Source organism: Collinsella tanakaei (genome assembly GCF_030373545.1).
Taxonomy (GTDB): domain Bacteria; phylum Actinomycetota; class Coriobacteriia; order Coriobacteriales; family Coriobacteriaceae; genus Collinsella; species Collinsella tanakaei_C.
Window position 1 is genome coordinate 30,233 of the sequence record NZ_JAUDCO010000001.1, and the last position, 23,784, is coordinate 54,016.

16 protein-coding genes are annotated in these 23,784 nt (G+C 67.1%); 9 read left to right on the forward strand and 7 right to left on the reverse strand.

What is annotated here, in order from left to right:
• The first annotated feature begins 33 nt into the window (after positions 1–33).
• The 3 genes from pglZ (at position 34) to QUW00_RS00090 (ending at position 5,140) form a co-directional block, all read left to right on the forward strand.
• Positions 34–2,664, forward strand: a complete 2,631-nt coding sequence (gene pglZ / locus QUW00_RS00080) for a BREX-1 system phosphatase PglZ type A (RefSeq protein WP_289612376.1) — start codon at positions 34–36, stop codon at positions 2,662–2,664.
• Between the two features lie 2 nt (positions 2,665–2,666).
• The gene (brxL, locus tag QUW00_RS00085) at positions 2,667–4,883 is read left to right on the forward strand and encodes a BREX system Lon protease-like protein BrxL (protein ID WP_289612377.1); all 2,217 of its coding nucleotides are present in this window, start codon (positions 2,667–2,669) and stop codon (positions 4,881–4,883) included.
• 74 nt (positions 4,884–4,957) lie between these two features.
• Positions 4,958–5,140 (forward strand): hypothetical protein, encoded by a 183-nt coding sequence (locus tag QUW00_RS00090; protein WP_289612378.1) that lies wholly within the window; start codon positions 4,958–4,960, stop codon positions 5,138–5,140.
• Positions 5,141–5,210: 70 nt separating this feature from the next.
• On the opposite strand, the gene QUW00_RS00095 is transcribed toward QUW00_RS00090, so the two are convergent.
• The 7 genes from QUW00_RS00095 to QUW00_RS00125 all read right to left on the reverse strand — a co-directional run bounded on the left by QUW00_RS00095 (position 5,211) and on the right by QUW00_RS00125 (position 13,377).
• A complete protein-coding gene (locus tag QUW00_RS00095) occupies positions 5,211–6,170 on the reverse strand; it encodes an FHA domain-containing protein (RefSeq protein ID WP_289612379.1) in 960 nt (319 codons plus the stop codon).
• Positions 6,148–7,995: a serine/threonine-protein kinase gene (locus QUW00_RS00100; protein WP_289612380.1), complete on the reverse strand. Its 1,848-nt coding sequence runs from the start codon at positions 7,993–7,995 to the stop codon at positions 6,148–6,150. Before QUW00_RS00100 ends, QUW00_RS00095 begins: the two co-directional genes overlap by 23 nt.
• The gene (locus QUW00_RS00105) at positions 7,992–8,960 is read right to left on the reverse strand and encodes a hypothetical protein (RefSeq protein WP_289612381.1); all 969 of its coding nucleotides are present in this window, start codon (positions 8,958–8,960) and stop codon (positions 7,992–7,994) included. Before QUW00_RS00105 ends, QUW00_RS00100 begins: the two co-directional genes overlap by 4 nt.
• A gap of 179 nt (positions 8,961–9,139) precedes the next feature.
• On the reverse strand, positions 9,140–9,736 hold the full coding sequence (recR, locus tag QUW00_RS00110; RefSeq protein ID WP_289612382.1) for a recombination mediator RecR: 597 nt from the start codon (positions 9,734–9,736) through the stop codon (positions 9,140–9,142).
• Positions 9,737–9,844: 108 nt separating this feature from the next.
• Positions 9,845–10,165 carry a YbaB/EbfC family nucleoid-associated protein gene (locus QUW00_RS00115; protein WP_289612383.1) on the reverse strand — a complete coding sequence of 107 codons (321 nt, stop codon included), beginning with the start codon at positions 10,163–10,165 and terminating at the stop codon, positions 9,845–9,847.
• A gap of 343 nt (positions 10,166–10,508) precedes the next feature.
• The gene (dnaX, locus tag QUW00_RS00120) at positions 10,509–13,112 is read right to left on the reverse strand and encodes a DNA polymerase III subunit gamma/tau (RefSeq protein WP_289612384.1); all 2,604 of its coding nucleotides are present in this window, start codon (positions 13,110–13,112) and stop codon (positions 10,509–10,511) included.
• Between the two features lie 70 nt (positions 13,113–13,182).
• The gene (locus tag QUW00_RS00125; protein WP_289612385.1) at positions 13,183–13,377 is read right to left on the reverse strand and encodes a hypothetical protein; all 195 of its coding nucleotides are present in this window, start codon (positions 13,375–13,377) and stop codon (positions 13,183–13,185) included.
• A gap of 201 nt (positions 13,378–13,578) precedes the next feature.
• On the opposite strand from QUW00_RS00125, the gene QUW00_RS00130 reads away from it, so the two are divergent.
• From QUW00_RS00130 to pknB, 6 genes are all read left to right on the forward strand, one after another.
• Positions 13,579–15,444: a serine/threonine-protein kinase gene (locus QUW00_RS00130; protein ID WP_289612386.1), complete on the forward strand. Its 1,866-nt coding sequence runs from the start codon at positions 13,579–13,581 to the stop codon at positions 15,442–15,444.
• Positions 15,445–15,450: 6 nt separating this feature from the next.
• Complete coding sequence (locus QUW00_RS00135; protein ID WP_289612387.1) at positions 15,451–16,380, forward strand: FhaA domain-containing protein; 930 nt, start codon at positions 15,451–15,453, stop codon at positions 16,378–16,380.
• Between the two features lie 7 nt (positions 16,381–16,387).
• Positions 16,388–16,801, forward strand: a complete 414-nt coding sequence (locus QUW00_RS00140; RefSeq protein WP_204559800.1) for an FHA domain-containing protein — start codon at positions 16,388–16,390, stop codon at positions 16,799–16,801.
• Positions 16,798–18,696, forward strand: coding sequence for a Stp1/IreP family PP2C-type Ser/Thr phosphatase (locus QUW00_RS00145; protein WP_289612388.1), 1,899 nt, complete (start codon positions 16,798–16,800; stop codon positions 18,694–18,696). The genes QUW00_RS00140 and QUW00_RS00145 overlap by 4 nt, the downstream gene beginning before the upstream one ends.
• Positions 18,696–21,584, forward strand: coding sequence for an FtsW/RodA/SpoVE family cell cycle protein (locus tag QUW00_RS00150; RefSeq protein WP_289612618.1), 2,889 nt, complete (start codon positions 18,696–18,698; stop codon positions 21,582–21,584). The genes QUW00_RS00145 and QUW00_RS00150 overlap by 1 nt, the downstream gene beginning before the upstream one ends.
• 143 nt (positions 21,585–21,727) lie before the next feature.
• Complete coding sequence (gene pknB, locus QUW00_RS00155; protein ID WP_289612389.1) at positions 21,728–23,728, forward strand: Stk1 family PASTA domain-containing Ser/Thr kinase; 2,001 nt, start codon at positions 21,728–21,730, stop codon at positions 23,726–23,728.
• The last annotated feature ends 56 nt before the right edge of the window (positions 23,729–23,784 follow it).

The window sequence follows — 23,784 nt, forward strand, 5'->3', positions numbered from 1 at the left end:
GACTATACCGATTCCACCTTGAGGAGCAACAACGTGAGAACCACCGATATCCAATCCGAGCTGCAGCGGCTCTTTGGCGCGGGCGACCCCGCCCAGGGCGGCACCATCGTGGTCTGGCACGACCCCGATGGGGAATTTGCCGAGACGGTCGATGCACTTGAGCTGCCCGGCGTCGAGGTCGTGCACGAGGAGCACAACAGGCTCTTTGCACTCAAGCGCCTGCTGAACGACAACCTATCCGGCAGGCGCATCCTGCTCTATCGCCAGCGCAGCCGCCGTTTGGATGGCGACTGGCTGGCCGATATCGAGGCGCGTGCGGCGTCGTTTGCCGCCGATTACGCATCGATCCAGCTGCGTGAGCTGGGGGCGGCGGACACGGCAGATATGCGCGAGGCGCTTCGCGCCCACAAGGCGTTTTTCGCCAAGAAGACCAACATCAAAAAGATCGCGCGTCTTGCAGAGAGCTACGAAGCACCCGCCCACCTTGAGGTTGCCGTCATGGCCGCGGCCCTGGGTGCCGAGGAGGCAACCGCCCAAGCGGTGTTGCGCGCCTACCTGATCGCAGCCGCGGCCGAAGGTGGTGCAGAAGCACTCGACATGCTCGCCGCAGTCGGTGCCGCCGAGTCGTTCAAAGCGGCGACGACAGCGTGGACGGGCTTTACCGGCGACGTGACCGACACCATAGCACTCGCCCAGCACGTACTGGTGAGCGCTCTTGCCATGCAGGCGCCCATCGATGCGCTCGGGCCCCTTGAGCGCTGCTGCTCCGCAGAGCATGCGTCGTTTAGCCATGCGCTCGTACACGAGTGGGCACGCGGCGAGCAGCGCGGCGACCTGCTCGCGCTGTGCGGCGTCGTCGAGGACAGCCTGGGGGTGGAGCGTATCCTCACGGACGTCGAGCCCTCCGTGCTTACCCAAGCCGACATCTTCCCCTGCATCGACGCCATCATCCTTCGTCGCCTCTTTGCCACGCTGACCGCCGGCGCGGATGGTGTCGACGAGGTTCTGGCGCTCGCCGCAGCACGCCACAGCTCAACGTGGTACGCGAACCTCTCGTTTTTCTACGAGGGTGTAACGGCCGCCGCCAACATGCGGCGCTTTTTCCGCGATCACGAAGGCGACCCCGCAGACGGCAATCCCACGCAGGTGTGGCGCGATTACACGCGCGCATGGTACTGCATGGATCGCTGGTACCGCGATCTGCACGGCGCCCTCGCGCGGGCGATCACTCGCGGTGAATACGAGTTGGACGAGGACTTCCGCGACTGCTGCGCCGCGATGGAGGACTTCTACAAGAACTGGTATCTACGAAGGCTCGCGCGCCGTTGGACCCATGCCTGCGCCGACGACTTCGCGCGTCTGGGATACGCCAACGGCATCCCACGCCAAGTCGACTTTGGCATGGCGGAGGTCGAACCCATGATGCGCGCCAACAAGCGCGCCTGGGTCATCGTATCGGATGCCTTGCGCTACGAGGTCGCGACCGAGCTTGCCGAGCGTCTGGAGCGCGAGACGCGCGGCGTGTGCGAACTCGACGCTGCGCAGGCGTCCTTCCCCAGCATCACCAAGTGCGGCATGACGGCGCTGCTGCCGGCAAGTTCCTTTGCCATGGGCGAAGGACATGCGAACGGCAGGCCGACGCTCGCGGTATACGCCGACGGCACCGAAGCGGTCACGTGCGCCGCTCGGCAGGAGGCCATCCGCAAGCACTACCCTGATGGCGTGGCCATCCGGTACGACGACTTCATCAACAACATGGATCGCGCCCAGCGGTTGGCGCGCATCGGCGATGCGCAGGTCGTCTACGTCTACCACGACACGATCGACGCCTACGGTGATAAGCGGGCAACCGAGCGCAAGGTGTTCACCGGATGCCGCGAGGCGATCGAGGAGCTCGTCGCCTGCGTTCAAACCATCGTGCGCGACTTCAAGGCGGCGCGTATCGTCATCACCGCCGACCACGGCTTTCTGTACACCGCCGAGGCACTCGCCGAATCCGAGCACGCCACCGTGTTGGACGTGCGCGGTACCGTGGTGGAGGCGGGCCGTCGCTACGTGATCGCACGCGGCGGCGCGACGTCCGACCCGCTCGTGAACATCGCGCTGCCGACACCGAATACGCCGACTGCCGACAGCGGTACGGTCGCCCTCACCGGCTTCGCACCGCGCGAATGCGTGCGCATCCGCATGTCCGGCGGTGGCGAGAACTACGTACATGGCGGCATCTCGCTACAAGAACTCTGCGTACCGGTGCTGCGCTTTACCAACAAACGCGCCGGCACGCGTGGCTACGTGGAGAGCACGCCGGTGGGCATCTCGCTCGTCTCGCAGCTGGATGTGATCTCCAACACCCTGTTCAACCTGGAGTTTTTGCAGGACGAGCCCGCCAGCGGCAAGATGCTGCCCGCCACCTACGAGATCTTCGTGGGCGATACCGCACGCATGCCCGTATCGGACACCGCGCGCATCGTCGCCGACCGCACCGATTCGGATGCCACGGCCCGCGTGTTCCGGGTGTCCATGAGCCTGAAACCCGGCGTTCAGACCTCCGAACACGAGCTGTACCACCTGTTCGCGCGCAACGCCGATACCGGTGAGGTCCGCTCCCTGCGTGATCTGCGCATCCGCGTCTCCTTTGCCCCTTCGATCGACTTTGGATGGTAACCATGATCAATGAAGACACCGCCGGCGCGCCTGTTGCCGCAACGCCTGATTCCAGCCCCACCGCCCCCATGGGGCAGGCGGCCCCGCCCTATGTGAAAGACGACCTCGACCGCAAGATCATCGCCAACTTCCCCGGCAAGATCGTGCGCAAGGACCTTACCGCCCTCATGAAGCGCGGCGCGGGCATCCCGACCTTCGTCCTTGAATACCTGCTCGGCATGTACTGCGCCACCGATGACCCCGACGCCCTGGAGGCCGGCCTCGACCGCATCCGCAAGATCCTGGCCGACAACTACGTGCGCACCGAGGACAGCGAGGTCATCAAGTCGCGCATCCGCGAGCTCGGCCAGTACACCATCATCGACAAGGTGAGCGCCTACCTGGACGAGCGGCGCGACATCTACGTCGCCAACCTCTCCAACCTGGCCATCGAGCCGTTCGTGATGCCCGACGAATACGTGCGGCAGTACACCAAGATGCTCACGGGCGGCATCTGGTGCATCGCGCGCATCCAGCACCTGCGCCCCGAGGACATCGCCGAGGACCCGCTGTCCGACGTGTTCGGCGACGACCCGGCGGCCACCATCAAGCCCAAGCCCCAGAAGAACGGCAAGGGGCCGGAGAACTCGCCGTTCCACATCGCGAGCCTGACACCCATCCAGATGCCCAACCTCGACATCGACGAGCTGGTCTCCCATCGTTCGAGCTTTACGACCGACGAATGGATCGCCCTCATCCTGCGCTCGGCCGGCTACGAACCTGAGGCGCTCACCCCGCGCGAGCGCCTGCATTTCCTCACGCGCATGGTGCCGCTCGTGGAGCTCAACTACAACCTGTGCGAGCTGGGGCCACGCGGCACGGGCAAGTCGCATATCTACACCGAGGTCTCACCATACTCCTACCTCGTATCAGGCGGACAGATCACCACGGCCATGCTGTTTGCCAACAACACCGCGCGCACCGGCGGCATCGGCCTGGTGGGCCACTGGGACTGCATCGCCTTCGACGAGGTCGCGGGCATGCACTACAAGGATATGAACGCCATCCAGATCATGAAGGGCTACATGGCCAACGGCACGTTCGGACGCGGGCGCGAGCAGTTCAACGCCGAGGCGTCCATGGTGTTCGAGGGCAACATCAACGACTCGGTGGCCAACGTCCTCAAGACCACGCACCTGTTCGAGCCGTTCCCGCCGGAGTTCAACAACGACAGCGCCTTCTTTGACCGCATCCACTGCTACCTGCCCGGCTGGGAGGTTCCCAAGATGCGCTCGGAATTGCTCACAGGCCGCTACAGCCTAATCACCGACTGCCTGTCGGAGTTCTGCCACGAGATGCGCCGGCGCGACTTCACGCACTACATCGACCAGTACTTCCGTCTCAACGGCGAATGCAACCGCCGCGACGAGATCGGCATCCGCAAGACGTTCTCCGGCCTGGCCAAGCTCGTCTTCCCCGACGGGCAGATGGACAAGGAGGACGTGCGTATGCTGCTCGAGTATGCCATCGAGGGGCGTCGACGCGTCAAGGAGCAGCTCAAGATCATGGCGGGCATCGAGTTCATCGACGTCGCCTTGGGGTACGTGGACGCCGAGAACCCTGCCGAGACCACGACTGTCACTGTGCCCGAGCAGGCAGACGACACGCTCATCCCCGACGCGCCGCTGCCGCCGGGCCACGTCTTTGCCATCGGCACGTCGTTTAGCGACGAAACCGCCGTGTACAAGCTCGAGAACAAGGCGATCGCGGGCGAGATGAAGTTCCGCACCGAGGGCATCGGCTACAACAAACCGGTGAACGACTCGCTGGACGCGGCGTTCCAGCAATTCAAGCAAAACGCCGCCAAACTCGCCACCGGCATGCGTATCAATACCAAAGACTACCTGCTGTACTACAACGACATCCAGGGTAAGGGCCTCTCGGCCGAGCTCTCGCTCGCAGAGTTCGTGGGACTGTGCTCCGCCGCGGCAAACCGCCCCGTCATGACGGGTCTTGCCATCCCGGGCATCCTGCGCATCTCAGGCACGCTCGAAGCGGTCGCCAACCTAGAGGACGTCATGCGCGTGGCCAAGAACGCGGGGGCGCATCGCATCCTGCTGCCCATGAGCTCTATTTCCGATCTGCAGAACATCGCGCCGGAGCTCATCGGATCGGTGAGCGCCGAGTTCTACGAGACCGGCAACGCCGTCGCCGCCGCCCGCAAAGCGCTGGGGCTGTAAGGGCGCGCTCGGGCCGGACGGCGCCGCAGCACGGTTCCGCCCGGCCCCATCCGCCCGCTTCGATGGGAGGTTTTATGGCTACGATCGACGTCGACAAGTTGCGCGACTACCTGATCGACCGCACCGGCACCGCGGCGTTCGGCGGATTTCCCGCCGCGCTGCTCGACACCATGGATATCGAGGACATGGATGGCCTCGAACTGTGCCGCAAAGCCGAGGATATGGGCATCGATCTGCGCGATTTCGAAGTTCGGTGACACGCCGCGGCCGTCGGGCGCAGGTCCGGTCCGCCCCGTCCCCGACGGTCCGAGGCGATACCCTTGGCGCCTATCGGCCTGCCACGCCCCCAAGGACCACGAACGCAGTCGACGCCCCCAGCCGCAGCTCGTCGCCCGCATGAAGCTCCACGTCCTCATCGAAAGCGAGCTCCACGCAGGCCCCGTCGGAGGCGCGCAAAAGCTCGGTGCCGTTCGTCGAGCCGAGGTCGCGCACCGTCCAGCCGGCATCCTCGCCGCCCCATCGGACGAGCACATGCTCCGCTGACACATCGGGCTCGACATCGGTGATGTCGTTTTCACCACACGCCAGCGCACCGATGCGCACGCCCTCAGAATCCGCCGCAATCCAATGCGGCACCCCGACAAGATAGCCGTCTTCGATTCGCATCAGGCCGATCGGGCGCGGCTCGCAAGCGACACCCGATGCCACCGTCGCCTCCGGAGCAAACGAGCTCGACTCCGGCGTTCCCGCCCGCCCGCCAAAGGAGCGCTCGACGTACTCGATGGTGTAGCGAACGGCATACGGCACGTTCGCCGAGCAACCGACCGCAACGAACAGCACCATCAGCGCCTCGGCACGCTCGCCGGTCGTGTAGCCCGAGCCCAGCTGAAAGCGGGTCAGCGCGTTGCGGTACAGAGCCACATCCTGATGACACAGCGAGAGCGCACGGTCCATGGCCTCGCCCGCCTCACCGCAGATCAGATCGATAACCTTCTCGTACGTCATCGTGAAGCCGACACGCGAACGCAGACGGCTGAGCACACGTTGGGCGGCAAGACCATGATCTTTGAAATAGCGAGGCTGCAGCGACCCGATCGGGGCGCGGACCACGAAGTGCGACAACCACGTGCGATCCGAAGCGCGATTGACCGGGCTGCGGCCGTCGGCCAACGGGCGCTCCGACAAGATGAGCGAGGCCAGCTCCTTGTGGCTGATGCCTCCCTGGCGCTTGAACACATCGAACAGCACGCCGCAAGGCGTCTGATCAGCTGCAATCGTCAACGGCATGAAGTTCCTCCCTCTGCGTATCGTCATCCGATTCGGGCAAAGCCACTCCAGCTCCCCACGCGAGCGCCGACCGCGCCTGCTCGCAGAGCGCAGGCGGCTTCCGCCTCGACTCGGCGACCAGCGCGGGCAGCACCGTCATGGCGTAGTCCAGCACCAGCGGGCACCACCCTGCCGCCGCTGCCGCAAACAGGGGCGCGAGGAGCAACGCCTGCTGTCGCGCGGGACCCACCGTCGTGCACAGGGCTGCAACGGCGATGATGGCCGCCGCCGCAACAAGACCGGCCGATCCGCGCACGAACCCCTGACGCGTTCCCCGCAGCCTGCCGCACGACACCACGCCGGCAAGCCAGGGCAACGCGAGCACAAGCGCAAGCAGCGGCGCGGCAAGGCGTCCTTCCCAGCCGATCGGGCCGCATAACAGCGACGTCCGCGCACCGCCCAGCACGATCGCCGTAGTGAATACGACGACCGCCAGCACACCGAGCGCAAAGGCTTTGCCCACCGTGTACACGATGCGATGGACGGTATACGGCGAGACAGACGACAGCCAGGACCGATGATCGGTGCAGGGAATCAACGACTCACCGTGGATTGCGCGGTCGACGTTTCGCGTGTAGTTTTCGCAAAAGGCGCCGATGCCGTCGCGAACCGCCTCGACACTCGGACGCGCGCCCTGGTCGCTTTCCAGACAGGAGAGCACGATATCGACAAGCTGGCCGTCCACGAGCTCCAACGCGCGCTGCAGCTCGATTGAATTCGGCTCAAGCCCCAACTCGCGCGCAGCCTGACCGGCGGTGATGGCCACGCTCGGCTCGTCAATCAAAACGGAGGCGATATCCGCGCCATGGCCATGCGCGGTGTTCGGATGACGGGGCGCCGTATCCATCTTGATCCGATACGGGGAGCGGACCTCACCGCTGTGCTCCGACAGATCGTAAGGCAAGCCGCCGTCGATAAGCTCGTACAGCACGCTCGCCGCGCTGTACACGTCGATCGCCGACGACGAACGCAGGCGCCGAACGTCAGGGAGGTCATCGGAAAGCATCTCGGGCGACGCGTAGTCCTGCGTCGCGTGGCGAAAAAACGCATGCGCAGCCGTGAACGAGCGGCCTTGGTCGGAGTCGGCAACCGACGACGAGCCGAAATCGATGAGGCACAGGTCGAATGCGCCCTCTTCGACCTGCGCGGCAAGCGACAGATGGGAGGTGCGCACCATGATGTTGGCCGGCGAGATGTCTCGGTGAACAAAGCCATTGCCCACGAGCGACAGACGCGTCAGCACGTCGAACAGATCGCGCCCGATACGCGCCGCCGTCAGCGGAGCAAGTCTTCCCGCGTCGTCCACCGCCAGCATGCGTCGGGCCTGCGCGAGCGTGACGCCTTCGATCCACTCCATGACGATAGCGGGAGTGCCGTCCACGAACCCGTACCCGTAAAGCCGCGGAAATCCCTTGAAGTTCGAGAAGACCCGATGCGTCTCGTACTCCTCGCGAAAGGCCGCTCGCGCCCTCTCGACGCGCTTCGCATAGTCCTCATCGCGCTCGCACACAAACCGCTCCGGCTCGGTCACGAGCTTGAGCGCATATGTCTCGCCGAACGCATTCGCCACGCGCACGACCGTACCGAGCCCTCCGCGCCTTGCCGTGGAATCATCGGCAAACAGCGCAAGGAAGCGGCGGCGATAGGCATCGCGCTGCTCGGCAGTCATGGTGTAGGGCTCCTCGAACGATCCGATACGGACCATGCGCATGCCGTCGACCGGAAACGATTCGTGCGCCGGTGCGGCTGTCTGGACATCCGCGCGCGCAAGCTTCTTGGTACTCACAGCTCGAACCCGTTCGCAATCTGTTGGAATTCGGCAAGATACTTGTTCACGCCGTTGCTCTCATCGGCATAGATCGCCGACATGAATTCGTCCACATGCGCAGCGGGATCCTCGAAAGCCACGTTCAGGGCCCACGCATTGCGTATCGTTCCCACATAGCCGCACAGACACCGGAACATGCCCGTCAAGCTGCCCTGCTCATCGCGATACTGCGTGTGCTCCGGAATCTCGCTGAGCGGACGATCCCTGACTTCAAGATACTCGTTGAACAGGCGGACTTCGAGAGCTTCGCACTGCTTTTGGTGGGCGATGCGAACATCGAGCGAGGCGTTCGTGCAATCGGTGTTGAACGCATCGACGCAGGCGTTCACCTCGGCAAGATACCCCTCGATCAGCTGCGCCTTGCCGACTAAAAACTCATAGAAGGCCTGCTCTTTGACGGGGTCGGGCTCGGGATTGGGAGCGGGCTCATCCGATTGGCCCTCGTCGTCAACATCATCGGAGCCACCTTGCTGGTCGCCGCTTCCCGCACCCGGGTCCTGCTGGGACCCCTGTTCATCATCGGGCTGCTCCGAATCCGCCTGTCCCGATCCGGGCTTTTCGCTCGTGGCAGTCTGGGCGATGCCCAGCAGCGACATGCCGTTGAGCGAAATCGACGGCCGACGCGACGTCTCCGAGCCCGATGCCTCGGCATCGGATTCGACGACCGCATCGTCCGTTCCCTTTCCGTCGGATTGCCCCCCAGACCCAGCATCCTCCCAGCCCGTCGTCGTCCCATCGCCGCCCGCGATGGCCTCGAGCATCGAAAAGAGCAGGCTATCGGATATGCCATGCTGGTTTGCCGCCACCAAGGAGGGGATGACCATGGTGTAGACCGCTGCACCGAACACGACAAGCGTAAACGAAAAAGCGACCAGCCCCATGAGGGCGGATGGCAACGCACCGCGTTTGAACCGACGGCGCACGATATTTGGTCTCTTTTTCGGCATAGCGCTATCAATCTCATCGTCCCGACACCGACAAGATTGTAGCCCATCGTCAACGGCCGGCACCCAACGGTGCGCAGCGCGAGGGGAATCATCGGGGACGGGTTCGTTTCAACCCATCGGCTGGCGCGCGAAGCGCGGACGGTCGCCCGCTGTCCCTACAGCGCGCGGCGGGCCTCGATGGCGCGGCCGAGGGTCAGCTCGTCGGCGTATTCCAGGTCGCCGCCCACCGGCAGGCCGCTCGCCAGGCGGCTCACGGTCACGCCGAGCGGCTTGATGGTCCGCGCCAGGTAGCTCGCCGTCGTCTCGCCCTCGATGTTGGGGTTCGTGGCGATGATGACCTCCTGGATATCCTCGGCACCCAGACGCGCCAGCAGCTCGCGCACGTGGAGCTGCTCCGGACCGATCTTGTCGATCGGGCTGATCACGCCGCCGAGCACATGGTAGAGACCGCGATAGCTGCCCGTGCGCTCGATCGCCGACACATCGCGCGGCTCAGAGACCACGCAGATGCGCGTATGGTCGCGCGAGCCGTCTTGGCAGATGGCGCACTCGTCCTCGGTCGCATAGTTGAAGCACCGGCTGCAAAAATGCACCTGGTCCTTGACCGCCACGATGGCGTCGGCCAGACGGTGCGCCTCCTCGGCATCGGATTCAAGCAGGTAGTACGCTATGCGCTGAGCCGACTTGGGCCCGATGCTCGGCAGCCGCCCCAACTCGTCCAGAAGAATCTGCAAACTGCGATCCGCGCTCATGTTCCACCTGTCATCCGCCGCCGTCCAACCGACGGCCACCGCGTATCCAACCAAAAACGGGCGACCGGCATGCGCCAGCCGCCCGCAGCGTCCTTATCGGCGAGGCGCCTAGAACGGCATGCCGGGGATGTTCAGCCCGCCGGTGATGGCGCCCATCTGCTTGTTGGCAAGCTCGGTCACCTGGCGAATGCCCTCGTTGACGGCGGCCACGATCATATCCTGGAGCATCTCGACGTCCTCGGGATCGACCGCATCGGGATCGATGGTGATGGACTCGAGCTGCATGCCGCCGTTGACCTTCACCTTGACCATACCGCCGCCGGCGCTGGCCTCGACCGAGGTCTGGGCGAGGTTCTCCTGGGCGACCGCCAGCTGCTCCTGCATCTTGCGGGCCTGCTTCATCATCTGCTGCATATTCATGCCGGCCATGGGCCTCTCCTTTACGTAGCTGCGCCACACCGGTGACGCGGGGCGTCCATTTTCCACACGGCATCGTACCATGACAGACATCGCCGGCACGCATCGCGCATCGTGCTCCCACGGAAAAGCCAGCGGGCACGGCGGGGATCCGGACGAGAGCGGACGCCGTACCCATGAGGCATACGAAGGCTGAATGTAAATATGGGGGCCAGCGGCAACTGGCTCCCGAAAACCTTAGCGTCGCCCGCACGGCACCGCGGGCTTTGCCGTCGACTCGAAAAGCCTCAGCGCGGCCGCCTTCAAGTCATCGGCAAAAGCTCAAGACATGAGCTGCGGGCGCCCGCTGGGCCGTCTACGCATCTTTGAAGACGACGTTGCCGAAGATGCTGTTGAGCATCGCCTTGGCCTCTTCCTCGTTATGCGGAACCTGCGCCTCGTCGGCCGCGGGCGTCGGCGCCCCCACCCAAGGAGCGGTGCCGGCGGGAGTCGCCGCGGCGGGCTTCTGCGCGGTCGCCGGAGATGGGGCGGGCGCTGACGGATGCGGAGCCGCAGGAGCGGTCGTCGGCGCGGACGCCTGAACAGGCTCGGTCGCTTTAGGCGTGGATGCAGGCGCGGGTGCAGGCGCCGCAGGCGACACGCCTTGGGGGATGTCAAGCGGAGGCAGGTCCTCCCCCGTCAGGTCGGCGATCGTCGTGTCGTCGTAGGGAACCTGCTCGTCCTCCCACGCGCGGCGGTCGGCGTCGACGTCGGGCTCGGGCACGATCGTCGGGCTGCTCACCTGGTCGACCTGAGGGGCAGGTGCGGCCTCGGAAGCGGGTGCCTCCGGGACGGAAGCCGGCTCGGCAGGAGCTGCCGCGGCCACCGGCTCAGCGGGTGCGGGGGCTGCAGGCTCCTGCTGCGGCGACGGTGCGGGGGCCGCAGGCGCCTCCTGCGCCGGCGCGGACACCGGAGCCGGAGCCGCCGTCGGCGCGGGCGCAGGCGCGGCGCCGTCCATGACGTAATCGACCGTACGCGAACCGAACACTGCGCAGACGATCGGCATGATCAGCTCGTGCGAATCGGGACGGCCGAGCATCTTGATGGCGAAATTCGACCCCTTGGGGAAGCAAACCGTAAGGCGCATGCCGTCGTCGGACTGGGCGCGCGAGGCCTGCAGCAGGGCGCCGCGCGAGGCCTGGGCGGCCGTGACCCGCTTGATGACCTCGGACCACTTGCGCTGCAGCTCGCCCGCATCGGAAACGGCGGGCGTCGCCGGCGCGGCGGCCGCGGCGACCTCGACGGCGCTGGGCGCATCGCGGCGGACGGGCGCCGGCGCGGGGACCTCAGGCGACGGGGCAGCCGTCGGCTGCGAGGTGGACACAGGGGGTTTCTCAGCCGCGGCCCGCTTCGCCAGCGACGCGGGCGCAGCAGGACGGCGGTCGGCGACCGGCGTCTCCACGGGAGCCGCCGCAGGGGCGGGAGCCGCATCGCGAGGGGCCGCCGCATCAGCAGGCGCTGCATCGGCAGACGCCGCAGCAGGAGCAGCCGAAGCCACCTTGTTCTCGCTCTTGGCAGCCGTCGCCGCGGGCACGGGCACCGCGCCGGCGGGCGGCACCGCGCGCGCGTCCGCGCACTCGGAAGCCGGCACGTTCCACGGCAGATCGTCATCATGGGCAGCGGCGGAAACCGTCGCGGGCGCAGGGGTAGCGGGAGCCTTCGGCGCTGGGCGCGACGCACCGGACGAGGACGTCGTACCCGTCAACGCAGCCACACCTGCCGCCCCGAGCGGCGCGCTCGGAATGCCCGAGGCGATCTGGGCCTCCAGACGGTCCAGGCGTTCGGCGAGCGCCTCGAGCGTCAGGTCGGACTCCGGCCGCGCCAGGCGCGTGCAAGCGATTTCGAGCACAAGACGTGGGTCGGAGGCCCCGCGCATCTCGATGACCGCATCGTCGAGCACGGTGAGCACGCGCGCCAGGCGCTCGGGCCCCTCGAAGGCGGACGCCTCGTCGACGAGTGCCGCCACCTCGTCGGGCGTGCCGTCGACCAGATCGGGGTTGCCGCCGGCAACGCGCGCCGTATAGACATCGCGCACGTGCGCCACCAGGTCGCGCGTGAGCTCGAGCAGGTCGTTGCCCTCGTCCACCTGCTCGCGAATGGCGGTGAACAGCGCCACGACGTCGCGTGCGGCGATGGCGCGCGCGAACTGCTCGAGCACCGTGCTCGAGACCTCGCCCAGAAGCGCCCGGGCGTCGTCCACACGGATCGCACCGTCGCCGAACACCGAGAGCTGCTCGAGGGTCGACAGCGCGTCGCGCATGCCGCCGCGGGCATGGCGCGCCACGATCTCGAGCGCCTCGTCGTCGGCGTCGAAATGCTCCTGTTCGCAGATATAGCGCAGGCGGCCCACGATGTCATCGTTGGAGATGCGGTGGAAGTCGAAGCGCTGGCAGCGCGACAGGATGGTCTCGAGAATCTTCTGCGGGTCGGTGGTGCACAGGATGAAGACCACGTGGCTCGGCGGCTCCTCGAGCGTCTTGAGCAGTGCGTTGAACGCCGCCGCCGTGAGCATGTGAACCTCGTCGATGATGTAGACCTTGTAGGCGCCGCGCACCGGGGCGAAGCTCACCGAGCTGATGATCTCCTCGCGCACGTTGTCCACGCCCGTGCGCGACGCGGCGTCGAGTTCGTAGACGTCCGGATGCGTGCCCTCGGCGATGGCCTCGCACTCGGCGCAAGTGCCATCGGGCATGCAGCCCGAGGCGCCCTGGGCGCGGGCGGCATCGGCGTGCTCGCACAGCAGGGCCTTGGCAAGAATGCGCGCCATGGTGGTCTTGCCCGTGCCGCGCGGACCGCAGAACAGGTACGCGTGCGACAGGCGGCCTTCCGCGACCGCATGCTCGAGCGTCGAAACGATATGCTGCTGGCCGACCACGCTGTCAAACGTCAGCGGACGGTACTTTCTGTACAAAGACTCCATGGGGCAACTCTCCTCGCGGCGTTTTGAATGAGCCTATGATACCCGCTGGCGGCGACCAAGGCGGCTGCGGCTACAGCCCGTGGTCTGCAAGTCGACGGTCGATGTCCTTGAGCGTGATGCGCGCGGCGAACAGCTGGCGATAGGTTGCGGTCTTCACCTTGTTTTGAACCTTAAGCTCGTCCATGCGCGCCGTGATGTCGGCGAGCTCGTCACGCGTGTCGCGGGCGAACGCCTCGTAGGCGGCCAAACGCTCCTGATCGGTCATACGACCACCTTCCCCGGTAACAACAAGATCGGACCGACGAGTTTAAACCCGGCATCATCTTGTCGCCATCTTGTCGCGACAAGATTGAACCTGGCACCATCTTGTCACGTCTGACGAGTCCGGCAAAGGGCATGACGCGGGGCGCCGTGCTAAAATGCGTGCAGGCATTCATGAAACACAGCTCAAACGTACAGGATATCCATGCCGCTTTTTCCGTCACAGATGCGCACGCGGGTCATAGGGCCCACCGACCGCACGCCCGGAGCCGGGCGCGCGGCGGATACGGGTGCCACCGCCGCCGCGCTGCTCAAGCGGTATCGCCCGCTGGAGACCAACACGAGCGGCGCTTTCGGCGTGGTCGAGATCTGCCTGGACGCCCGGCTTCAGCGACGCGTCGCCATCAAACGCATCCCGCTCGTCTCGCCCGACGCGGACGGCGTCATGCCCGTCGACACCACGGCCGCGGCGCTCGCGGAGGCGCGCACGGCGAGCATGCTCGCGCACCCCAACATCGTGTCCGTCATCGACTTCACCTACGACGCCTCCTACGCCTACCTGGTCATGGAATATGTCGACGGCATGAACCTCGCGGAGTTCCTCGCGGGCGTCGAGGGGCATTCGCTCACGTTTGACGAGGCGGCGACCATCGCTGACGCGCTCGTACAGGCCCTTGCCTTCGCCCACGAGAACGGTGTGCTGCACTTGGACATCAAGCCGGCCAACGTGCTCATCGATCGCAACGGCCACGTCAAACTCGCCGACTTCGGCATGGCGACGCTCACGAGCGCCGCGGGCTTCGGCGGGGCGCGCGGCGGAACCATCGGCTACATGCCTCCCGAGCAGCTGCGCGGCGATCTGGTCGACGAGCGCACCGACGTCTTCGCCCTCGCCAGCGTCATGTACGAGGCCCTCTGCGGCGCTGCCCCCTTCCGCGCCGGCACCCCGGCGGACTCCGAGGCCCGCATCGAGCAGGGTGTCCTCTACCCGAGCGACCTGCTCCCCAGCATCCCCGCGCAAACCGAAAGCGCGCTGCTCGCCGCCCTCGCCGCGGACCCCGACGCGCGCACCGGCAGCGTCATAGAGTTCGGCGAGCGCTTCTGCGCGCAGCTGGGCAACCCCCGCGAGGGGCGCCGCAGCCTCGCGCGCATCATCGCGCGGCTCACCTCCGACGAGCGCGACGATGTCGAGGAGGAGCCCTCGCGCGCCGCCCGCACCTGGGAGCTCGATCCGGCCGAAGGATATCTGGGAAGCCGCTTCGAGCGGTCGCGCCGCACGCTCGCCTCGGGTGTTGCCGCGGCATCGGTCGCCGCATGCTGCTGGATGCTGCTCGGCGCGACGGGCCTCGTCGAGGCACCGGCGCGCATCGCGGCATCGGTCGCCATCGGCGGCGCCGCGCTCGCGGCCCCACAGCTGGGAAGCGCCCTGGTGTTCACAGGTTTCTTGGTGACGATTCTGGGATCGACCGCGCTCATTCCCGTCCTGCCCGTCGCCATGCTGTCGTGCGCTATCGGCTGCGCCTGGTGGCTCGTTTGGGGACGCGCCGACGCGAACGCCTCTGCCTGCCTTACGCTCGCTTGCGCGCTGTCCGCCGCGACGGGCGACGCCGCGCTCGCCGCCCCCGCGGCCGCCGCGCTCGCCGCCTGCACCGCCACGAGGACGGGCGCCGCCACGTCGGTGGGCGTCGGCGTGCTGCTCGGACGCCTCGTGCGCGCAGCGGTCGCCGCATCCGGCGCCCTGCCCCTCGATGCGACCCTCGCTACCCTTGCTGACCTGCCGTTTTGGGTCGCCCTTCTGGGCTGGTCGCTCGTCGCGGCGGGCATGTGCGCCCTCATGGAACTCGGATGGGAGCGCTACCTCGACGCCAAGGGGAACGGCCTGTATGTCGTCGCCGCCCTGGCGCCCATACCGGCATCGCTCGCCCTGCCGTGTCTTGCTCACCCTATGGAAATTACCGCTCTGCCCCCGCAGCTCATTGCTACCGCGGCGGGCATGGGCATAGCTTCCTCTATAATTGTCAGCATCTATGTGTATCTGTTCGGTTATCGCAAAAGTTCGACCGGAGTGTGATCGTTCGTGAACTTCCTGAGCACCTTTGAGGACCACGTGGCGGGTATCTTCGGCGCCGCGCGCGCCCCGTTCTCGTTTAAGAAGCTCGCCAAGCAGGCTGCGCGCGAGATGGAGGACCAAACGCTTGTCGTCGACGGCGTCAACACCGCGCCCGCCCTGTACACCATCCTCATCGCCAACGACGACGACCCGCTCATGGCGCCGTACTATCCGCAGCTCACGCGTGAGGTGAGCGAGTTCGTCAAGGCAAGCGCCGAGAAGAAGGGCTACGTCTTCGTGGGCGAGCCGCTCGTCCGCTTCATGATCGATCCGTCGCTGAAGGGCGGCAAGTTCTCCGTCTTCGCCGAGAACGTCGACGCGCCCACCCTCGGCCGCCTGTTCGAAGAGGAGCGCGCCTACCAGAAGGGCCTCTCGGGCCAGATGAACGTCGTCGGGCCTCGTCCCGGCTCGGCTTCGCGCCAGCGCGCCGGCGCGCCGGCGCCGCTTGCGACCTCGCGCGCGGCGGGCGTCCCGGACATCGCGGCGGCAGCGGACCCCTTCGCGGCAGCCGCAAACCCCGTCGCCGTCCCCAAGACGGTGTCGCGCGCGGCCATGACCGCCATGGGTGCCGGCGCGGCTGCGGCAGCCGCCCCGCGCGCGTCCCAGCCCGCCGCTCCCCTCGCCCAGCTGCTCGACGTCGTTACCGGCGAGCTGCTCGACATCACCAAGCCGCGCTGCGTCGTGGGACGCGAGCGCGCCGCCGCCGACCTGGTCCTGCGCGATCCCAACGTCTCGCGTCGTCACGCCGAGTTCACCTACACGGGCTCGGACTGGTCTATCGAGGACCTCAACTCCACCAACGGAACGCTCGTCAACAACCGCCGCATCACGCGCTGCCCGCTGCGCGACGGCGACCTGCTGACGTTCGGGCTCTCCACATTCGAGTTCAGGGGCTGATCCGCACATGATTGACCTCATCCTGTTCGCAGGCCGCATCGTTCTCGTCGTCCTGCTCTACATCTTCCTGTTCGCCGTCATGAAGACCGGCGTGGGCCTTGTCCGCGGCCAGCGTCGCGACTCGGCCATCTGGACCATCGACGTCGACAAGGGCCCGCGTGGCATCCGCGGCATCCACGTGGACATGCTCGGCCCGGTCATCGTCGGCCGCTCACCGAGCTCCGACATCTGCATCAACGAGCCGTTCGTCTCCGCCTCCCACGCGCGCTTCTCGCTTCAGGGGCCCGCGCTCGTGATCGAGGACCTCAACTCGCTCAACGGCACGCTCGTCAACGGGCGGCCCCTGGCCGAGCCCGCCACGCTGCGCGAAGGCGACGAGGTGCAGATCGGTGACGTCGTCATGAAAGTGAATCGCCGATGACCGAGGAGAAGCACACCTTCTCATACTCGCCCGAGACCGACGAGGCCTCGGGCGCTTCGTCGATTTCGGAGCTCACGCCGCAGCCCGTCATGGACGTCGCCCTCGACGATGTCCCCGCGACGGCCGCTCCGGCGCACTTCGCCGAGCCCGCGCATGCTGCCGTCTCCGACAGGCCGGGAGCAACCGAGGACGCCTTCGAGCTCGATGACGGCGACCTCGGCGCGCCGCAGCGATTCGGCGGCTCGCAGGACTTCGCCGCGCCGGCAGACCCCGCCGCGGACCCCCTGTTCGCCGACCTGACCGCGCACGACGCCGAGACGGCCTCTCCCGAGGCGGTCGCGGCCGAGGCGGACGCGCTCCCCGTCGACTCCGGCACTGCGATCGCCGACGTCGACGCCGCTTCCAGCGAGCAGGATACGGGCCCCCTGCCCAATCCCGACGATCTGCCCGACGATCTGCCCGACGATCTGCCCGACGATCTGCCCGACGATCTGCCCGACGATCAGGCGACCGGCCCGCTGCCCGCACCGGCCGAGCTCGAGGCCGCACAAGCCGCCCAGGCCACGCGGACCGCATCCCCCGGCGACACCGCCGAGATCGATGTCGACCATATCGAGGCCAAGCTTAAGGACCCCGGGACCACGCAGAGCTTCGCGCCGATCACCGACGACCGCATCGCCACGGACTCCACCTACGACGCGGGAACCACCACGTCGCTCATGTGGGGCGCCCGCTCCGACGTGGGCTGCGTGCGCCCGCACAACGAGGACTCCTACCTGGTGGCCTCGCCGCTGTTCGCCGTCTGCGACGGCATGGGCGGCCACGCTGCCGGCGAGGTGGCGAGCTCCATCGCCGTCGAGACCATCGCCAAGGCCGCTCCCTCCACGGCTGACGCCGCCGGGCTCGCAGCCGCCGTCGAGGCCGCCAACGCCGCCATCATCGAGGCCGCTGCCTCCGGCATCGGCCGTCCCGGCATGGGTTGCACCGCCACCGTGGCCTACATCCAGGACAACACCGTCGCCATCGCGCACGTGGGCGATTCCCGCGCCTACCTGCTGCACGATGGCGTCCTCACGCGCGTCACCCACGACCACTCCTATGTCGAGGAGCTCGTGGACGCCGGCGAGATCACCGCCGACGAGGCGCGCATCCATCCCAACCGCTCCGTCATCACGCGCGCGCTGGGCTCGGACCCCGCGATGTACGCCGACCATTTCCAGCTCAACATCGACGAGGGCGACCGCCTCATCCTGTGTTCCGACGGCCTGTCCTCCATGATTCCCGACAGCGAGATCGAGCGGATCGCCGTCCAGTCGTCCACCGCGCAGATGTGCACGGACAACCTGGTCGACGCCGCGCTCGCCGCCGGCGGCGCGGACAACGTGTCCGTCGTCGTCGTGGATCTGGTCGTCGACGGCCGCGTCCAGCAGGTCGTGCGCACGCACCGGCGCAACCTCGCGATCGCGCTGGCCGCTATCGTCGTGGCGCTCGTGCTCGCCGTCGCCTTCGTCGCCTTCACCATCGGCAACTCCATCTACCTGGGCGTGCACGGCGATACCGTCGCCGTGTATCGCGGCATCCCCGCACGCGTGCTGGGCATCGACCTCAACACGCTCGTGGAAGAGTCCTCCATCAAGCTCTCCGACCTGCCGGAGGACACCCGCAACCGCCTTGCCGAGGGCATTTCCCAGTCGAGCCTCGACGAGGCCTGGGACACCCTGTCCGACTACCGCAAGCAGATCAACGACGCGCGGGAAGCGCAGCGCGCGAACGCCGAGGCGATTCGCGAGAGCGCCACCGCGCAGGCAGAAACCCAGGGTGAAAAGGCCGGTGACAACGCCGACGCTGAACCCGCCGAGACCCCGCAACCCCAGACCCAAGAAGGAGGCGCATGATGGGCAGTCGCCGCAACACCGAGCTCTTCTTGCTCGTCGCCGCCGCGTTCCCGGTGGTCCTGCTCTATGCGATGTATGTCGTCAACACCGGTGCCGAGCTGAGCTTCACCACGCTCGCGGTGCCGCTGGGCCTGTTCGCCGCCTTCACGGCAGCGCACATCGCCACGCGCATCTTCGCCCCGGGCGCCGACCCCGCCATTCTGCCCGTCGTGTTTTTGCTTTCGGGCATAGGCATCACCTTCGTCACCCGCTTGGCGCCGAGCCTTGCCATCAACCAGCTCATGATCCTGTTCGCCTCGATCGTGCTCATGGCCGTGACGCTCGCGCTCGTGAAGAACCTTGACATGGTCAGGCGCTATAAGTACACCTTCGGCATCATCGGCATCGTGCTGCTCATCCTGCCGATGTTCATCGGCACCGAGGTCTACGGCTCCAAGCTGTGGATCGAGATCCCCGGCGTCGGCAGCTTCCAGCCCGGCGAGTTCGCCAAGGTCTTCCTCGTGCTGTTCCTGGCAGGCTACCTGTCCGAGAACCGCGAGCTGCTCTCCATCTCCAACCACAGCATCCTTGGCCTGAAGATCCCACGCCTGCGCCTGCTCATGCCCCTGTTCGTGGTCTGGGGCATCTGCATGGCCATCGTCGCCTTCGAGACCGACCTGGGCAGCGCGCTTCTGTTCTACACCGTCTTCCTCATGATGCTCTACGTGGCCACGGGCCGCGTCTCCTACGTCATCATCGGCATGGTCCTGCTGCTTTTGGGCGGCTTTGCGATGTACCAGATCATGGGCCACGTGCAGGTGCGCTTCAACACCTGGCTCGACCCGTTCGCCGACCCGCAGGGCGGCGGCTACCAGCTCGTGCAGTCGCTGTTCTCGCTCGCCGACGGCGGCCTGGTCGGCGTGGGCATCGGCCGCGGCATGGCCACCATGATCCCGGTCGTCGAGTCCGACTTCATCTTCTCGGCCATCGGCGAGGAGCTCGGCCTGCTCGGCGGCGCGGCCGTCCTGCTCGGCTTCATGCTGTTCGCCGTGCGTGGCCTCACCGTCGCCGCGCGCGCCAAGTCCGATCTGGCGGCCTTCGTGGCCAGCGGCCTCACCGCCTCCATCTCGTTCCAGGCGTTCCTCATCGTCGGCGGCGTCACGCGCCTCATCCCGCTGACCGGCGTGACCCTGCCCTTCATGAGCCAGGGCGGCTCGTCGCTGCTCGCGAGCTTCATCATCGTGGCGCTGCTCATGCGCGCCGGCGACGAGGCCACCGGACGTGCCGTCGAGCTCGCCGGCACGGGAACCAACCTGCCGGTGCTCGACGAGAACGCCGGCGCCACCGGACGCAGCAAGGCCGGCACGCGCATCTTCGGCGCCTCGGCCGCCGACACCGTGGGCAGCCATGCCCGCCCCGGCTCGCGCGTCCGCCGTCGCCTGCTCGACACGCCCGAATCCGGCGTGCTGGGCCGCGTCGCGCTGGCCAAGCGCCTCACCCGCGAGGTCGTGCTGTTCACCGGCCTGTTCGCCATCCTGATCGGCAACATCACCTACATCCAGGTCATCAAGGCCAAGGATTACCAGGAGATGCCCAACAACAACCACACCATCGCCAAGGCCGCCTACATCCAGCGCGGCTCGATCATCACCTCCGACGGCGTGACCCTCGCCGAGTCGCTGCAGCAGGAGGACGGCACCTACGCGCGCTCCTACCCCAACGGCAACCTGGCGGCGCACACCGTGGGCTACTTCTCGTCGCAGTACGGCGCCACGGGCGTCGAGGCGTCGCAAAACGAGACACTCACCGGCTCGCAGGACTACTCGAGCTGGCAGAACGCCATCAACTCGCTCGCGGGCATGACGCAGCCCGGCAACTCGGTGCAGCTCACCATCAACTCGCGCATCCAGGCCGCGGCCGAGCAGGTGCTCGACGGGCGCAAGGGCGCCATCGTGGTGCTCGACCCCCGCACGGGCGCGGTGCTCGCCAAGGCGAGCGCGCCCACCTACGACAACGCCGACGTGGGCTCGCTCATGGGTGCCGACGATGACGAGGATGCCCCGCTGCTCGACCGCGCCACGCAGGTGCTCTACACGCCCGGCTCGACCTTCAAGACCATCACCCTCGCCGCGGCGCTCGATGCGGGCATCGCCGATCTCGACGACTACTACGAGTCGCCCTCGTCCATGGAGATCGGCAACGCCGACGTCGTCAACATCAACGAGACCGACTTCGGCACGATCAGCCTCGAGATGGCGTTCGCCTACTCGTCCAACGTCGTCTTCGGCCAGCTCGCCAACGAGATCGGCGCCGAGCGCCTCGTGCAGTACGCGCGCGCCTTCGGCTACGGCCAGTCGCTCGGCCAGGACTTCTCCACGGCCGAGTCCGTCATGGCCGACCCCGCCCAGATGACCGAGTGGGAGCTCGCATGGGCGGGCGCCGGCCAGCCGGTCGGCCAGGGACACACCGCGGGTCCGCAGACCACCGTCATGCAGAACGCGGTCATGGTCGCCGCGATCGCCAACAACGGCCTGGCCATGCAGCCCTACGTCGTCTCGCAGATCCTCTCCCCCACCGGCACGGTGGTCAGCACCACGCAGGCCCGTTCGCTCGGCCAGGCCGTGAGCGCCGCCACCGCCGACAAGGTCAAGGAATCCATGCTCGCGGTCGTCGAAGAGGGCAGCGGCTCGTACGCCTCGGTGTACGGCGTGCAGGTGGCCGGCAAGACCGGCTCCGCAGAGGTGTCCGACTCGCAGACCAACACCGCGTTCGTCGGCTTCGCGCCCTATGACACCCCGACCGTGGCCATCTCGGTCATGATCGAGGACTGGGACGGCGAAGAGTCCACCTCGGCGGCAGCGGCCGCAGGCGAGGTCCTCGCCGTCGCGCTTGCCGCGCAGGGAGCGTGATGGGCATGGCGGCGATGCGCCCCCTCGCCCCTCCGGATGGCAACCAGACGGCAAGCGCTCCTGACGGGCGCCACACCGACGGCCTGCCCGGACGGCACGAAGATGTTTACAGCGTACGTATGATGCGTGAGGAGATATAAGAGATGGCTGAGCAACAACAACTGCTGGGAGGACGATACCTCCTCAAGGACAAGGTCGGTGCCGGCGGCATGGCGTCCGTCTACCGCGCGATCGACCAGGTGCTCGACCGCACCGTGGCGATCAAGATCATGCTGCCCCAGTACGCGGGCGACCCGACCTTCGCCGCGCGCTTCAAGCAGGAAGCCCAGGCCGCAGCTGGCCTCCAGAGCCCCTACATCGTCGGCGTGTACGACTGGGGCAAGGATGGCGACACCTATTACATCGTCATGGAGTACCTGCGCGGCACCGACCTCAAGAGCGGCATCCGCAGCCACGGCGCCCTCGACCCCAAGAAGGTCGCCCAGATCGGCTCGCAGATCTGCGGCGCGCTGTCCGTCGCGCACAAGCACGAGATCGTCCACCGCGACATCAAGCCGCAAAACATCATGGTGCAGCCCGACGGCAACATCAAGGTGATGGACTTCGGTATCGCGCGCGCCAAGAACAGCCAGCTCACACAGGACAACAACGTGCTGGGCACGGCCCACTACGTAAGCCCGGAGCAGACGCGCGGCCAGGAGCTCGGCCCCACCTCCGATATCTACTCGCTCGGCGTGGTCATGTACGAGTGCGCGACCGGCCAGGTTCCCTTCGACGGCGAGGACGCCATCTCCGTCGCCCTGAAGCAGGTCAACGAGCTGCCGGTACCTCCCTCGCAGATCAACCCCAACGTCGACGGCGACCTCGAGCGCATCATCCTCAAGTGCATGGAGAAGGACCCGGCCAACCGCTTCCAGACCGCCGAAGAGCTGCGCCGCGTGCTCAGCAGCTACCTCGCCGGCCGCACGGTCGACGTCCCCGAGCCCACGCGCGTCATCGCCACGTCGGGCGCGACCGCGACGCGGGCGATGAGCGACCAGACGCAAGCCATGGCGCGCCCCGTGGGCGGCGCCGCGGCGGTCAACACCACCGCGCGCACGGCGGTCGGCCAGATCGACTCGAGCGCGTACGAGAACAAGCGCGACGGCATGAGCAAGGGTAAGATCGCCGGCATCGCCGTCGCGGTCATCGCCGTGGTCGCCATCGCCATCTTCGCCGTGTCCGGCCTGCTTGCGCCCGCCAAGATGGTCAAGGTCCCCAACGTCGTGGGCCTTGACCAGCAGACGGCTGTCGACGCGATCCGCCAAGCGGGCTTCGAGCCCGGCGAGATCACGCCCGGCTACAGCCACGAGTACCCCGAGGGCCAGGTCATGGAGCAGCACCCGACCCAAAACGACGACGGCACCGCCACCGCTGCCGAGGGCAGCGAGATCGACATCGTCGTGTCGCAGGGCGAGGAGCCCGCCGAGACCACCGAGGTCCCCGATCTGTCCGAGGCCACGAGCCGCGATGAGGCCGAGCGCCTGATTCGCGCCGCGGGCCTTGAGCCCGACGCCACCGAGAAGTCCGACGAGGCCGAGGCCGGCACCATTCTTGATCAGAACCCCAAGGCCGGCGAGGAGGTCGAGGTCGGCAGCAAGGTGAGCTTCACCGTCTCGACCGGCCCCAACACCACCAGCGTGCCCGACCTGACCGGCTGCAGCGAAAGCGAGGCGCGCGACGCGCTCGACAGCGCCGATTTCGGCATGAGCGTCACGCGCGAGTACAGCGATACCGTCCAGGAGGGCTACGTCATCAGCTGGAACCCGAGCGGCAAGCAGGAGCCCGGCACGACCATCACCGTCGTCATCTCCCGGGGTCCCGACATGACCACGCAGGAGACCCCCGTTCCGGATCTGACCGGCATGAGCAAGGCCGCGGCAGAAGACGCCCTCGAGAGCGCCGGCTTCGTGGCGGACGTCAGCTACGCCGACGGCCAGAGCGCAGGCGTCGACCCCGACCACGTGATCAGCTGGGATCCGAGCGGATCTGCGGCCCCGGGCACGACGATCCACATCGTCGTGGCGTGGGATGTCGCCGATAGCGGCGAGTCGACCGATACCGGCGAGACGACCGAGAGCACCGGCGCACGCCACATCGGATAACCGACACGCGAAGGGGCCCGCTTCATACGCGGGCCCCTATTGGTAAATGGGTTGAA

Bases quoted from the DNA above. Each gene is read 5' to 3' on its own strand.
- brxL (WP_289612377.1), top strand. From the start codon at position 2,667: ATGATCAATGAAGACACCGCCGGCGCGCCTGTTGCCGCAACGCCTGAT.
- QUW00_RS00090 (WP_289612378.1), top strand. From the start codon at position 4,958: ATGGCTACGATCGACGTCGACAAGTTGCGCGACTACCTGATCGACCGC.
- QUW00_RS00095 (WP_289612379.1), bottom strand. From the start codon at position 6,170: ATGCCGTTGACGATTGCAGCTGATCAGACGCCTTGCGGCGTGCTGTTC.
- recR (WP_289612382.1), bottom strand. From the start codon at position 9,736: ATGAGCGCGGATCGCAGTTTGCAGATTCTTCTGGACGAGTTGGGGCGG.
- QUW00_RS00115 (WP_289612383.1), bottom strand. From the start codon at position 10,165: ATGGCCGGCATGAATATGCAGCAGATGATGAAGCAGGCCCGCAAGATG.
- dnaX (WP_289612384.1), bottom strand. From the start codon at position 13,112: ATGGAGTCTTTGTACAGAAAGTACCGTCCGCTGACGTTTGACAGCGTG.
- QUW00_RS00125 (WP_289612385.1), bottom strand. From the start codon at position 13,377: ATGACCGATCAGGAGCGTTTGGCCGCCTACGAGGCGTTCGCCCGCGAC.
- QUW00_RS00130 (WP_289612386.1), top strand. From the start codon at position 13,579: ATGCCGCTTTTTCCGTCACAGATGCGCACGCGGGTCATAGGGCCCACC.
- QUW00_RS00140 (WP_204559800.1), top strand. From the start codon at position 16,388: ATGATTGACCTCATCCTGTTCGCAGGCCGCATCGTTCTCGTCGTCCTG.
- QUW00_RS00145 (WP_289612388.1), top strand. From the start codon at position 16,798: ATGACCGAGGAGAAGCACACCTTCTCATACTCGCCCGAGACCGACGAG.
- QUW00_RS00150 (WP_289612618.1), top strand. From the start codon at position 18,696: ATGGGCAGTCGCCGCAACACCGAGCTCTTCTTGCTCGTCGCCGCCGCG.
- pknB (WP_289612389.1), top strand. From the start codon at position 21,728: ATGGCTGAGCAACAACAACTGCTGGGAGGACGATACCTCCTCAAGGAC.